We start from the raw sequence: 13107 nt of genomic DNA, 5'->3' as shown, positions 1-13107 counted from the left end.
TGAATGCTCGTTGGATAGGCCGCGCGAATTCCCGTAATTTCGATGACGTAGGAAATCAATGGGATGGAGCGGCGTGCGAAGCAGACGGCAGATTCATCTGGGCGCCGTTCCCTACGGGACCGGCGGTCCGGGCACTCATACTCTCTGGCTGGATCCGGAAATCCCCGGCGACGCGAGCGTGAACATCGACTGGTTCACCGATGTGGCGCGACTGGCCGAGCGCGGCCTGTTCGATCTGGTGTTCATCGTCGACAGCCAGTTCATCACGCCGTATTCGCCGCCGCACTACCTCAACCGCCTGGAGCCGCTGACGCTGCTGAGCGCGCTGGCGGTGCAGACCCGCCGGATCGGCCTGGTCGGCACGGCGACGACCAGTTTCAACAGCCCGTTCAACCTGACGCGCAGGCTGGGATCGCTGGACCTGATCTCGCGCGGTCGCGCGGGGTGGAACGTCGTCACGACCGGTGATGCGGGCACCGCGCGCAACTACGGGCTCGACGAGCACTACGACTACGACACCCGGTACGGGCGAGCGCAGGAATTCGTCGAACTCGCTCGGGCACTGTGGGATTCGTACGAGGACGACGCCTTCGTGCGGGACCGGGCAACCGGGCGGTTCCTCGACCGCGCCAAACAACATCGGCTGGACCACGACGGCGCCTTCTTCCGGGTGCAGGGTCCGCTCAACCTGGTCCGCTCGCCGCAGGGGCACCCGGTGATCTTCCAGGCGGGCGACTCCGATCAGGGGCGAGACCTCGGCGCGAGCGTCGGCGAGGGCATCTTCACCCACGCCGCCGACATCCCCGCCGGGCAGGCGTTCTACAACGACATCAAGGGCAGGACGGCACAGCGTTTCGGCCGCGATCCGGACCATCTGCTGATCCTGCCCGGTGTGAAGATCGTGGTGGGTGACACCGACGCGGACGCACGGGAGATCGAGGCCGCGAACCACGCCGCGGACCACACGTTCACCGCGGCGCTCGAGGAGTTCGGGCGACCCTTCGGGTGGCACGACTTCACCGGCTACGACCTCGACGCGCCGTTCCCCGTCGAGGCGCTGGTACACGGCGAACGCTCCTTCTACACCCAGGCCAAGGCGATCACCGAGCGAGCCCAGCGCAACGGATGGACACTGCGGCAGGCGGTGGAGGCCACTCGCGAGCGGCGCAAGAGCGAGTTCGTCGGCTCCCCGGAGACAGTCGCGGACAAGCTCATCGAGTGGTGGCAGGCGCGTGCGTGCGACGGCTTCAACATCGCTGTCGACCACCCCGCCAACTTCCGCCGGGTCGTCGAGGAGGTCGTGCCGATCCTCCAGGAGCGCGGCGTGTTCCGCACCGAGTACACCGCGCAGACCCTTCGCGGTCACCTCGGCCTACCGGTCCCGCCGAACCGCTACAGCGCGGCCGTCTGACGCCGCCGGGTACACCCGTCGCCCTCCCGAGAAGGAACCAGCTCCGTTCATGTCTCTCAGCGTTCAGCGGACCGATCGCTCCGCTCCCGTCACCGTCAGCCGCCGGGCAATGCTCCGGCTGGGCCTCGGTGCCGGGGCCCTCTTCGCCCTCGGGGCCTGCAGCGATGCCGGCGCAGGTTCCGTCGGCGGCGGCGGTCCGGGCACCATCTCGTGGGCCTGGCAGCTGCCGACCACCTGGGATCCGGTGACCTCCTCCGCCGGGTCCGACGTCACGATGCTCGCGCTCGCCTACGACGCCTTGACCGCGTTGGACGGCGACGGCAACGCGGTCGGCTGGCTCGCCGAGAAGTGGTCCTACAACCAGGACGGCACCCAGGTCACCTTCACGCTGCGTCCGGGGCTGAAGTTCTCCGACGGCTCGCCACTGGACGCCACGGCGGTGGCCAAGTCCATCCAACGCGGCCGATCCGCGCCGGGCTCCCTGATCGCCCCGCAGATCGCCGACCTGAAAAGGGTTGCGGCGCAGGGAGACCTGGATGTCGTGATCGATCTGACCGGGACCAACTACCAGTACCCGCTGCTGCTCGCCGGGAAGACGGGCATGGTGGTCAACCCCGCGGTGTTCGAGAAGGACGCGCATGCTCTCGCGACCCGGCCCGCCGGGTCCGGACCGTTCACGCTCACCTCCTACGTCGACAACGACCACGCGGAACTGCGCAAGAACCAGCATTTCCACCTCGCGGATCAGATCGGGATCAACCGGTTCCTGCTCTATCCGGCCGCCGACCCGGCGACCGTCGTCGCATCGGTGGCGTCGGGGCAGTACGACGTGGCGAAAATTCCGCCCTCGGGCATCAAGGCGGCCCAGGCCAGTGGGCTCGAAGTGCAGGTGCTGGACTCGATGTACGTCGCCGTGCTCGATGTCAACACCTCGAAGCCGCCGTTCGACAACCCCGCGGTCGTCGAGGCGTTGAAGTACGGCATCGACCGCGAGACGATCCGGAAGATCGCCAACTTCGGCATCGGCGACGTCGACTACCAGCCCTTCCCGCAGGGATACGTCGGTTTCAACCCGGCGCTGACGGGTGCGTTCGCCTACGACCCCGCCAAGGCGCGCAAGATCCTCGCCGATGCCGGGCTGTCCGGCAAGGTGCGCTCCACGTTGTCGGCGGCGGCCCCGATTCCGGCTGCGGTGGAACAGATTCAGGCCCAACTCGCGGAGATCGGGATCGAGCTCACCATCGACCCGGTGCCGACGTCGCAGTGGACGCAGATCGTCTACCTCAATCGCGGCAAAGCGCTCGGTTACGACGGCTTCGCGGGCCGGGAGTCGCCGGTGCAGGCGTTCCAGGTCCTGTTCAGCTCCACCGGGCTGATGAATCCGGCGCGTTCGGGCGACCCGGAGCTGGTCGCGCAGTTGGCGAAAGTCGCCGCGACCCCGACCGACGCCCCGTCGTACCCCGCGACCCTGCAAGAGGCGACGCGCATCGCGGTCACCCGGTTCCCCAACACGTTTCTGTACGAGGTGCCGAGCATCCTCGCTCGACGCAAATCGCTTGCGCCGCTGAAACAACACCCGAGTCTGCTCCGCTGGGAAGGGGTTCCCGCATGACGGCAGTGACATCGGTGCCCGGCGATCCGCCGGTCGCATCGAGGCGCACGCCCTTCAGGCTGTTGGCCCCGGTCCGCAGGTTCGCGCGCCTGCTCCTCACCTCGGTCACCGTGCTGTTCCTCGCGTCGGTGATCACGTTCGCGCTGGGTGCGTTGAGCAAGAACAACCCCGCCGCCGTGGTGCTCGGCGAGACCGCGACGCCGCAGGACATCGCGCGGCTGAACCATCAGTTCGGGCTCGACCGGCCGCTCGTGGTGCGCTACGTCGATTGGGTCCGGGCCGCGCTGCACGGGGACCTCGGACAGTCGTGGTTCACCACGGTCCCCGTCGCGCGGTCGGTGCAACTCGCGTTTCCGGTGGATCTGTCGATCGCGTTGTACGCGTTGGTACTTGCGCTCGTCCTAGGATTCGGCGCCGGTGTCGCCGCTGCCGCGCGACCCGGCGGAGTGGCCGACCGGATCGTCACCGTCGTCTGCTCGGTGCTGGCCACGATGCCGCCCTTCGTCATCGGCATCGCGCTGATCGTGCTGCTGGCGGTGAAGGCCCGGCTCTTCCCGGCCGGCGGCTACTCGCCGTACGCCATCGACCTGGTGCACTGGCTGCGCTACGCCACGCTGCCCGCACTCGCCCTGGCACTCGAGGTCGCGGCGAACATCGCGCGCCAACTGCGCACCTCCCTGGTGACCGCACAGGGGGAGAACTACGCCATCGGCGCGCGCATGCGCGGATACAGCAGGGGCCGAGTGCTTTTCGGCCACGTGCTGCGCAATGCCGTCGCGCCGACGCTCGCCGTAGTGACCAATGCGCTCCCGCTGATCATGGGTGGCGCCGTGATGACCGAGAAGCTGTTCAACCTGCCCGGGGTCGCCCAGTTGGCCTTGCAGTCCGCCCAGCGCGGCGACGTGCCCGTCGTCCTGGGCACGCTGCTGGTCACCTCCGCCGTCGTGCTGCTCGGCACCTTGGCGCTCGGAGCGCTGCAGATCCTGCTCGACCCCGCCGCACGCCGCGGCACCGCCTCAGGAGGCCGACGATGACGACGTTGCGCAGACTCTTCTCGATCCCCAGCGCACGGGTCTGTCTGGTGATCCTCGCGGCGGTGTTGTTCCTCGCCGTCTTCGGCACGGCGCTGGCGCCCTACGACGCGCTGCGCCAATCCCCGGAGATCCTGCAGGGCCCCAGCACCGCCCATCTGCTGGGCACCGACTACGTCGGCCGCGACGTCCTCAGCCGCCTGATGGCCGGGACGCGGCTGTCGGTCGTCGGCGCGCTGGAGGTGGTCCTGGTCGGACTGTGCCTGGGCGTGCCCACCGGACTCGCGTCCGTGTGGGCGGGGCGGGCCGGCGAGTGGTTCGCGCTGCGCATGTCCGAGACACTGACCGTGCTGCCGTTCACCGTTTTCACGATCGCGGTGGCAGCGACTCTCGGAAACGGTATGAGCCAGGCCATGATCGCGGTGGGAATCCTGTCCGCACCGACCTTTTTCCGGATCAGCCGCGCCGTCACCCTCGGGCTGCGCAGCACCCAGTACGTCGAGTCCGCCGAGCTGATGGGTGCGTCCACCTGGTGGATCCTGCGCACGCACATGTGGAGCAAGGTGCTGCCGAACGTCGCGGTCGCGGCGGCACAGGCCACCGGCGCCGCGCTGCTGATCATCGCCTCGCTCGCCTTCCTCGGCGTCGGCGTGACGCCGCCGACCCCGACCTGGGGCGGCATGCTGTCCTCGGACCTCGGCTACCTGGAACTGCAGCCGTGGGCCCCGCTGCTGCCGGGCGGGCCGATGATGCTCACCGTCGGCGCCCTCAACATCCTGGCCGACTGCGTCCGCGAGGCGGGCTCCGATGCGCCGCGCGCGCGGCGCGGCCTGTTCGCGCGGCTGCTCGGCCGCACTCCGTCGACCCCGGCTGTCGCGGCGAATCCCGCATTCCCCACCAAGGAGCTCGACCGTGTCACTGCTTGATGATCCGACCATCGGTATCGACCGGCCGGTGCTGCGCGTCGACGGCCTGAACGTCGATATCGCCGACGGCCGGCGGGCCCTGCGGGACGTGTCCTTCGAGATCCGGCAGGGTGAGACCGTCGCCCTGGTCGGCGAATCGGGGTCCGGTAAGACGCTGACCTGCCGCGCTGTCCTCGGGCTGCTGCCGCCCGGCGTCACGATCGAGGGCGGCGCCGTCACGCTGGGCTCGGGCGAGTCCGCGGTCGAGCTCACCGGCGCTCGCCCTGCCACCTGGAAACGGTTGCGCGGCAACCGGATCGCTGCCGTCTTCCAGGATCCCGGCTCGTATCTCAACCCCTCGCTGACCATCGGCCACCAGGTCGCCGAACAGCTGCGCGTACGCGGGGGCCTGGCCCGCCGCGCCGCCCGGGAACGCAGCCGAGAGTTGTTGCGCGAGGTGGGGATTCACGATGCGGAGCGCGTGGATCGGCTGTATCCGTTCCAACTCTCGGGAGGCATGTTGCAGCGGGTTCTGATCGCCATCGCGATCTCGCTCGGCCCGGAACTGCTGATCGCCGACGAGGCCACGACCGCGCTCGACACCGTCGTCCAGGCCGAGATCCTGGACCTGCTCGACCGGCTGCAGCGCAGCCACCGGCTCAGCCTGCTGTTGGTGACGCACGACCTGGCCGTGGTCGCCCGGACGAGTCACCGCGTCATGGTGATGTACGCGGGTGAACTCGTCGAGAGCGGGCCCACCGAGGAGGTCCTGCGCGATCCGCGCCACCCGTACACGCAGGCCCTGCTGCGCGTCGCGTCGCTTGGCGACTGGTCGCGGCGCACCCTGGAGACGATCGATGGGCAACCACCGGCCGCGGGGGAGGAGATCACCGGCTGCCGTTTCGCCGCGCGGTGCGCGCATTCCGGGCCCGGCTGCGCCGAAGGCGTGATCCCGTTCCGTGAGGTCCGCCCCGGACATCTCGCGCGGTGCGTCCGGGATCGGGTGGCCGCATGAGTACCGCGGTCACCGCACCACTGCTGCGGGTCACCGACCTGTCCGTCACCTACGGCGTGCCGCGTAGGGGAGTGGGCCTGGGCACCGGCGCGGCGTTGCGCGGCGCGAGCCTGGAGGTGTACCCGGGTGAGATCGTCGGGATCATCGGCGAAACCGGTTCGGGCAAAACGACATTGGCTCGCGCAACCGTCGGGCTGACCGCTCCGGCGGGCGGAACCATCGAGTTCGACGGCCGGGATCTGACCAGTCTGCGCGGCCGCGAACTGCGCAAATTCCGGCGGCAGGGCCGGATCCAGTTGGTGTTCCAGGATCCCCTGCGTTCGCTCGACCCCGATCTCACCGTCGCGCGTCTGGTCGGCGAGCCGCTCGAGGTGGCGGGTGGCCGCGACGCGACCCGCGGCGAGCGGATCGATCGCGCGCTGCGTGAGGTCGGGCTGGACCCCGACGTGGTGCGTGATCGCCGCCCACGCGACCTGTCGGGAGGCCAGCGGCAGCGGGTGTCCCTCGCGCGCGCCATCGTGACCGAACCCCAGCTGCTCATCTGCGACGAGCCGGTCAGTGCGCTGGACGTCTCCAACCGCAACCTGGTGCTGAACCTCCTGGACCGGTTGCGGCGCGACCTCGGCCTCGCGGTCGTGATCATCGCGCACGACCTGTCCTCGCTGGCCGGTATCGGCGACCGGGTGGCGGTGTTCTACCGGAGCCGGCTGGTCGAGCAGGGAAATCTGCACGAAGTCCTGACGCGCCCGGCCCACCCGTACACCGCGCTGCTGGTCGCGTCCGCGCCGAGCCTCGGGGAACAGTCCGCGATCCGGCCCGACGACGTCCGCGTCGACCGCGCTACCGGTGCGCCGGACCCCGACGGCTGTGTGTTCGCCGACCGATGCCGATTCGCGTTCGCCGACTGCGCAACCCAGCCATCGCTGCTCGAGGTGGGGGAGCGGTGGTCCGCCGCCTGCCACATCGCAGCCCGGTGGCCCGACGAGCCATCCGAGAACACCCACATCCGGCCGGGTGACACCGGCACACTCACGAAGGGCGACCGATGAGCTACGACGATGTCGAGATCCTGGGCATGATCGGCACCGCCGACGCCTCCGAGACGCGGGCGGGCGACGGAGCGGTGATCGATCCCGACTACACGATTCGGTTCGCCCGCGCCCACGAGGACGGCGGATTCGACCGGGTGCTCATCGGATACGGCTCCGGCTGGCCCGAGGGCTCCCAGGTCGCGGCCGCCGTGGCCGCGCACACCGAACGACTCGGCCTGCTCGTGGCGCACCGGCCCGGCGTCGTGCACCCCACGCTGGCCTCACGCATGTTCACCACGCTCGACCAGTTCTCCGGCGGGCGCGTGGCCCTCAACATCGTCACCGGAAGCACCGACGTGGAGCAGCGTCGCGAGGGGGACTTCCTCCCGCACGACGAGCGTTACGCGCGGACCGACGAATACCTGCAAATCCTGCGCGCCGCATGGGATACCACCGGACCTCGTGACTTCTCGGGCGGGTACTACCGATTCGAGGGATTCCACCCGCAGGTCCAGCCGCACGAGGGCAGGCACCTCGAGCTGTTCTTCGGCGGCAGCTCCCTGGCGGCGTACTCGGTCGGCGCCCGGCACGCCGACACCTACATGCTCTGGGGTGAGCCGCTGCGTGAGACGGCCGAGCAGATCGCCACCGTCGCCGACCGTGCGGTGGCGGCAGGCCGTGATCGCCGCCCGCGGATCTCGGTGTCGTTCCGGCCGATCCTCGGGCCCACCGACGACGCCGCCTGGGAACGGGCGCACCGCATCCTGGACACCATCACCACCGGCGTCGGCGGGGCGCACAACCTGCGCGCCAACCAACTCCACCCGCGCGGCGCCGACCCGCAGAACGCGGGCTCGCAGCGGCTGCTGGCCGTCGCCGAGAAGGGCGAGTTGCACGACCGGTGCCTGTGGACCCCGACCGCGAAGGCGGTGGGCGGTGGCGGCAACTCCACAGCGCTGGTGGGTTCCCCCGAGACGGTGGCCGCGGCCCTGCTCGACTACATCGAGATCGGGGTGGACACCGTACTGATCCGCGGGTACGACCCACTCCAGGATGCGATCGACTACGGCCGGGACCTGCTGCCGCTGGTGCGGCAGGAACTGGCCCACCGCAAGGCAACTCGTCCCGACCGCGCCGCGGTCCAGTCCCGAGCACGCCTCCCGATCCCACAACCAGGAGCTGGAATGACCCGACCCCCGATCGTCGCGGTGCAGACCGACGTACCCGAATTGGCAGCGTTCGCCGACACCGTCGCGCAGCTGATCGACGACATCACCGACGAGCGCGCGCTGACCACAGCCATCCGCGACGAACTCGCCGCCGTACTGGCCACGGGTTTCGACCTGCCCGCAGACAAGACGCGACCCGATCCAGACCACTACGTCATGTACCCGCTGCACGTCGCCCCGGACGGGGCATTCTCCATCGCCAGCGCGGTGTGGAGCGTCGGCCAGGGGACTCCGGTGCACGGCCACGAAACGTGGGGTGTCGTGGGAATCCATCGCGGCACCGAGGTCGAGACCCGGTTCCGGAAGCCCTCGGCCGAGAACGTGCCCCTGGTCGAGGCGGGCACCTCGGAGTGGACCACCGGCCAGGTGACGGTGTGCTGCACCACCGACGACGACGTGCACCAGGTGCGCTGCGGCGGCGACGAGCCGGTGATCGGAATCCACGTGTACGGCGCGGACATCGGGACCTTGCCCCGGCGGTCCTACAACCCGGAAACCGGTGCGGTGCACTGGTTCACCTCCGCGTGGGCGGCAGGAGCGAGCGAATGACAACGGCGCAGACACACACGACCACCGGCGTCTGGGACGAGTCCGAGGGCGCCACCCCGCGCGGCACCATCGTGCTGCTCCCCGGGCGCGGTGAGACCGCCGCGTCGTACGCGCGCCTCGGTCGGCGACTGTCCGCAGACGGGTACCGGGTGCGATTCGTCCCGGTGGAACTCGGGGACGTCGCCGGGGCCCGCGCAGCCGTCGAAGAACTGTTGGCGGACGAGTCCCTGCCGACGCCCCGAGTCCTGCTCGGCTCGGACAGCGGTGCCGCGCTCGCGGCCCGATTCGAGTCGGAGCTACCCGTGGAAGGTGTTGTGCTGGCGGCGATTGCGCTCCCGGCGTCTGCGCAACCAAGTGACACAGTGGGTGCCGATTGGGCGGACGAGGTCGACGCCCGCACCGCGTGCCCGGTGCACCGCGCCGTGATATCGGCGGACGAGAGCTTCGCCCGCGGCGCGATAACCTCGCCGCTGCCGTGGAAGACCGTAACCATCGGAGCGCAGAACCGCCCGACGCTCGCCCTGCACGGCACCGACGACCGCATCACCCCGCTCGCATCGGCGCTCGACGCATACGCGCAGGCCACGCACACCGATGTCCGCCTCGTACAGGGCGGCCGACACGACGTGCTCAACGATGTCGCACACCGCTCCGTCGCGGCGACCATCGTGCTGTTCCTCGAGTCGCTGCGACTGGGATCCGATGTCCGGCCGATCGTGACCGGGCTGGACTGAGCGCACGATCGGGCGCAGCGGCCGGATCGAGGATCGGTTCGACTGCTTCGAGCCGAGTGCCGGTTCGCTGTTCGGATGATCGCGTGGTCATCCGGCCAGGTACGACAACCGCACCTGCCGGACGGGGTTGTCGATGTTGAGGTCGACCATTGCGACCGATTGCCACGTGCCCAGCGCCATTTCGCCGTTCAGAACCGGGATGCTCGCGTAGGGGGCGATCAGGGCGGGCATGACGTGTGAGCGTCCGTGGCCGCGGGAGCCGTGGGCATGCCGCCAGCTGTCGTCGGCGGGGAGCAGATCCCGTAGGGCGGCGAGGAGGTCGTCGTCGCTGCCTGCGCCGAGTTCGATCAGGGCGATGCCCGCGGTGGCGTGGGGGACGAAGACGTGCAGTAGACCGTCGCGCCCTGCCGCTGCCTCGCGCAGGAAGGCCGCACAATGCGGTGTGAGGTCGTGGACGACTTCCTCGCGCCCGGTCTTCACGTCGATCACCATGCTCTGCATGGGCACCATCGTCCTCCTGTCGAGGAATCGGACAGACGCGAACGTCGAGCGGCGCCGTGGCGGGCGAGGGTCGGCGGCGTGTCGAACAGGGACGGAGTTCGGAAGTTCGCGGGGTCTGCTGGCAGACGGCCGGGCCGGTGGGTGGCGCATTCGGTGACATTCTGCCCTTGCCGTGACGGGCGAGTTGTGTGCGGATAGGTACTTCTATAGGTATTTCCGCCGCTGTGCGCATGTCCCTGCTCGGTCAGGATTGGCCATCGCCATGTTGTAGATCGTCTGACGAAGGATCGACGTTGCGCCGTGTAGAAGATAGTGGTCGTACACCCGTCCAGTGCTGTTCGGGGTGTGCACAGGGCTCGGACAGTGGTGTCCGGGCCGGAGGCGAGTCGCGGGTCGCCGAGTCGGCCCCGCAGTCGACGCTGACTGTGCAGCGGCCGAACCGGGCCGGTATCGGCACCAGAATCGCCCATCCGCTGCTGCGTGGCACGGTCGGGCTCGGATTGTCGACGTTGACCCGTGTCGCCGACCACGGCCGGTTTCGGCAACTGGTGCGCCTGGGCAGCTTGCTCGATCTTCCGGCCGCGGCCCTGGCAGCGCCGAAGGGCACCAGGCGCCGGATGGTGCGATTCGAGAAGTTCCGGGCCGAATGGTTGTGGCAGGGCGATCGTGATCCCCGGCAGCGGCAGGACTCGGTGCTGCTGTATTTCCACGGCGGCGGGTTCATCTGCGGCGGTTTGAACACCCACCGGCGCATGGTGGCCAAGATCGCCCAGGCCAGCGCGATGCCCGCGTTCAGCGTGGATTACCGGCAGCTACCGCAGGCGCATCTGACCGAAACGCTCGACGACGCGGTCGACTCGTACCGATATCTGCTCGAGCAGGGTTTCCGGCCCGAGCGGATCATCGTGTCCGGCGACTCCGCCGGTGGCGGGCTCGCTTTCCGGCTCGCGCTGGCCACCCGTGAGCGGGGGCTGCCGATGCCCGGTGGCATCTCCGCGATCGCACCGTGGGCCGATCTGGACTCGACCGTGCGCGACGCCCACCCCAACCGGCAACTCGACGCCTACATCCCGGCCCAGGCTCTGGATGTCATCGCACGCCGAGGTTTCGCCACCGACGGGCCACTCGACCCGGCATGGTCGCCGGTCAACGGCGACTTCACCGGCCTGCCACCGGTGCTGATCCAGGTCGGCTCCACCGAATGCCTGCTGCCGGACTCGCAGATCCTGGCCCGGCGTTGCGCCGAAGCTCAGGTGCCGACGCTGCTGCAGATCTGGGACCGTGCGCCGCACGTCCACCACGCCGGATCGGATCTGCTGTCCGATGCCCGCGCCGCGATCGATGCGCTCGGGCAGTTCCACCAGCAGGTGCTCACCGGCAGGCTTTCCGCGACCGCACTTCCCGACGCAAGTTGAACGCGGCGGACGACATGCTGAGATCCCCCTCACCCGAGCGAGTGCCTGCGGTTGCGGGCCACGGTGGCGGGCCGATCTCGATAACAGGACCCGACCGGACGGCATCGACATCGCGGCGGTGGCGGACACTCGCCACTGTCTGCCGGTTGCCGATCGCCGCCGCCCAACGGGTGGTCGGGTCGCTCGCTGCTGTCATCCGGGGCTGTCAGGCGCCACGTCACCCGATGGGCAGTCTGTGGCCGCACGCGGTCGACACCGCGCAGCGGCAGTCGTCGCGCGCAGGTGACGAACGATTCCGGATCGTCTTCGACAACGCCGCGATCGCGATCGCCATCGCAGACACCGCGGGCACCCTCCTGGAGGTCAACCCCGGCTTGGCCGCCATGATCGGCGTCTCGGCCGAGGAGTTGCGCGGCACATCGGTCTATCGGTTCGCCCACCCCGATGCCCGCGGCGAGATCTGCACACTGGTCTTCGACACCCTGGTCCCGGCGCGCGAGGGCACCGTGAAACTGGAGCAGCAATTCGCCCGCACCGACGGCAGCACCGGCTGGGCCGCGTTCGCCATCACCTACGTGAAGGGATCCGCCGACCAAGCCGACTATCTCCTCGCCGTCGGAGAGGACGTGACCGACCGGCACCAACTACATGCCGAACTGCACCGACAGGTGCGACACGATGTGCTCACCGGCCTACCCAACCGCCGCCACTTCCTCGAACAACTCGAGACGCTCACCGCCACGGCCACCGATCACGACCGGATCGGACTGTGCTTCGTCGACCTCGACGGCTTCAAACAGATCAACGACCGCTACGGTCACGGCATCGGCGACCGAGTCCTCGCCGCTGCCGCCACCCGCATGCGCGACAGCCTGCCCGCCGGCCAGGACATGATCGCGCGCATCGGCGGCGACGAATTCGTCGTCCTCCTCGCACCCCCGGCCCAGGACCTGCGCGTCACCGCCGTCGCCGACCGGTTGCTGTCCGCACTGTCCACCCCGATCGTCATCGGCGAATACGAACTCCAGGTCTCGGCCAGCATCGGAGCCGTGACAACCCCGGCCGACACCCCCGCCGCAGCCCTCGTGGACGCCGCCGACCGTGCCCTCTACCGCGCCAAGGCCAGAGGCAAAGACCAATGGGTACTCCGCGCACTGGACACCGGAGCAAACGAGTGCCCCGACCCAATGGTGAAGTGCAACAACGTTATCCCGGAATCCGGCCCACGATGACGTCCCGAGTGGACAGCAGGGACGAACTCTGAGGCGAGGGGAGTTTCGCGGTGGCGGCGGGGCACGTGAGGTGCCGACGAGTACTTCGCGACGACGGCCACGATCTCGGTTGCGTTGTTGCCCAAGCATATTCGTGGGGCGGCGTCGATGCTGAGTGATGGGCGCGATCAGCCGTATCGAGCAGGGACCGTATTCCAGGTCCGCCGTGGTAGCGACCGTAACAAACTGAAAACCCCCTCCCGGCGCTGGCCGGAAGGGGGGTTTCGATGTCGGGCTGACAGGATTTGAACCTGCGACCACCTGACCCCCAGGACTGGAAACCAGGCGTTTGCGCACGTCATGCGTGTTCGGATAGGTCGCTGGATGTTCGTGTGCCCTGCGGATGTTCGGTGGCGTGAATGACGTGTGGTCCCCAAATGGTCCCCAAGCGGATAGGTCGTCT

The 13107-nt window shown here is 69.2% G+C and carries 11 protein-coding genes; 10 read left to right on the top strand and 1 reads right to left on the bottom strand.

Translation table 11 applies throughout. From position 1 onward, the window contains the following. Positions 1–73 precede the first annotated feature (73 nt). Genes ON40_RS44595 through ON40_RS44560 form a run of 8 tightly spaced genes read left to right on the top strand, consistent with a single transcriptional unit; the run spans position 74 to position 9517 of the window. Positions 74–1411 carry an LLM class flavin-dependent oxidoreductase gene (locus ON40_RS44595; RefSeq protein ID WP_245568271.1) on the top strand — a complete coding sequence of 446 codons (1338 nt, stop codon included), beginning with the start codon at positions 74–76 and terminating at the stop codon, positions 1409–1411. A gap of 49 nt (positions 1412–1460) precedes the next feature. Continuing rightward, positions 1461–3023, top strand: coding sequence for an ABC transporter substrate-binding protein (locus tag ON40_RS44590; protein WP_051194552.1), 1563 nt, complete (start codon positions 1461–1463; stop codon positions 3021–3023). Next, complete coding sequence (locus ON40_RS44585) at positions 3020–4057, top strand: ABC transporter permease (protein ID WP_040831874.1); 1038 nt, start codon at positions 3020–3022, stop codon at positions 4055–4057. Before ON40_RS44590 ends, ON40_RS44585 begins: the two co-directional genes overlap by 4 nt. Then, positions 4054–4980, top strand: coding sequence for an ABC transporter permease (locus tag ON40_RS44580; RefSeq protein ID WP_040831872.1), 927 nt, complete (start codon positions 4054–4056; stop codon positions 4978–4980). The genes ON40_RS44585 and ON40_RS44580 overlap by 4 nt, the downstream gene beginning before the upstream one ends. Then, complete coding sequence (locus ON40_RS44575; protein ID WP_245568270.1) at positions 4967–5974, top strand: ABC transporter ATP-binding protein; 1008 nt, start codon at positions 4967–4969, stop codon at positions 5972–5974. Before ON40_RS44580 ends, ON40_RS44575 begins: the two co-directional genes overlap by 14 nt. Then, on the top strand, positions 5971–7023 hold the full coding sequence (locus ON40_RS44570) for an ABC transporter ATP-binding protein (RefSeq protein ID WP_063713230.1): 1053 nt from the start codon (positions 5971–5973) through the stop codon (positions 7021–7023). The genes ON40_RS44575 and ON40_RS44570 overlap by 4 nt, the downstream gene beginning before the upstream one ends. Further along, positions 7020–8783 carry an LLM class flavin-dependent oxidoreductase gene (locus ON40_RS54185; RefSeq protein ID WP_063713229.1) on the top strand — a complete coding sequence of 588 codons (1764 nt, stop codon included), beginning with the start codon at positions 7020–7022 and terminating at the stop codon, positions 8781–8783. Before ON40_RS44570 ends, ON40_RS54185 begins: the two co-directional genes overlap by 4 nt. Further along, positions 8780–9517, top strand: a complete 738-nt coding sequence (locus ON40_RS44560) for an alpha/beta hydrolase (protein ID WP_040832062.1) — start codon at positions 8780–8782, stop codon at positions 9515–9517. Before ON40_RS54185 ends, ON40_RS44560 begins: the two co-directional genes overlap by 4 nt. Before the next feature lie 87 nt (positions 9518–9604). On the opposite strand, the gene ON40_RS44555 is transcribed toward ON40_RS44560, so the two are convergent. Beyond that, on the bottom strand, positions 9605–10018 hold the full coding sequence (locus ON40_RS44555; RefSeq protein ID WP_040832061.1) for a secondary thiamine-phosphate synthase enzyme YjbQ: 414 nt from the start codon (positions 10016–10018) through the stop codon (positions 9605–9607). Positions 10019–10443: 425 nt separating this feature from the next. On the opposite strand from ON40_RS44555, the gene ON40_RS44550 reads away from it, so the two are divergent. Continuing rightward, on the top strand, positions 10444–11433 hold the full coding sequence (locus ON40_RS44550; RefSeq protein ID WP_245568269.1) for an alpha/beta hydrolase: 990 nt from the start codon (positions 10444–10446) through the stop codon (positions 11431–11433). Between the two features lie 224 nt (positions 11434–11657). Next, positions 11658–12665 carry a sensor domain-containing diguanylate cyclase gene (locus tag ON40_RS44545; protein WP_051194551.1) on the top strand — a complete coding sequence of 336 codons (1008 nt, stop codon included), beginning with the start codon at positions 11658–11660 and terminating at the stop codon, positions 12663–12665. The last annotated feature ends 442 nt before the right edge of the window (positions 12666–13107 follow it).

This window comes from Nocardia jiangxiensis NBRC 101359 (assembly GCF_000308615.1).
GTDB classification, from domain to species: Bacteria; Actinomycetota; Actinomycetes; order Mycobacteriales; family Mycobacteriaceae; genus Nocardia; species Nocardia jiangxiensis.
This window is presented reverse-complemented; position numbering and strand designations above follow the sequence as displayed.

Excerpts from the sequence above, each read along its gene's own strand:
- ON40_RS44585 (WP_040831874.1), top strand. The coding sequence starts at position 3,020 with ATGACGGCAGTGACATCGGTGCCCGGCGATCCGCCGGTCGCATCGAGG.
- ON40_RS44580 (WP_040831872.1), top strand. The coding sequence starts at position 4,054 with ATGACGACGTTGCGCAGACTCTTCTCGATCCCCAGCGCACGGGTCTGT.
- ON40_RS44560 (WP_040832062.1), top strand. The coding sequence starts at position 8,780 with ATGACAACGGCGCAGACACACACGACCACCGGCGTCTGGGACGAGTCC.
- ON40_RS44590 (WP_051194552.1), top strand. The coding sequence starts at position 1,461 with ATGTCTCTCAGCGTTCAGCGGACCGATCGCTCCGCTCCCGTCACCGTC.
- ON40_RS44570 (WP_063713230.1), top strand. The coding sequence starts at position 5,971 with ATGAGTACCGCGGTCACCGCACCACTGCTGCGGGTCACCGACCTGTCC.
- ON40_RS54185 (WP_063713229.1), top strand. The coding sequence starts at position 7,020 with ATGAGCTACGACGATGTCGAGATCCTGGGCATGATCGGCACCGCCGAC.
- ON40_RS44555 (WP_040832061.1), bottom strand. The coding sequence starts at position 10,018 with ATGCAGAGCATGGTGATCGACGTGAAGACCGGGCGCGAGGAAGTCGTC.
- ON40_RS44545 (WP_051194551.1), top strand. The coding sequence starts at position 11,658 with ATGGGCAGTCTGTGGCCGCACGCGGTCGACACCGCGCAGCGGCAGTCG.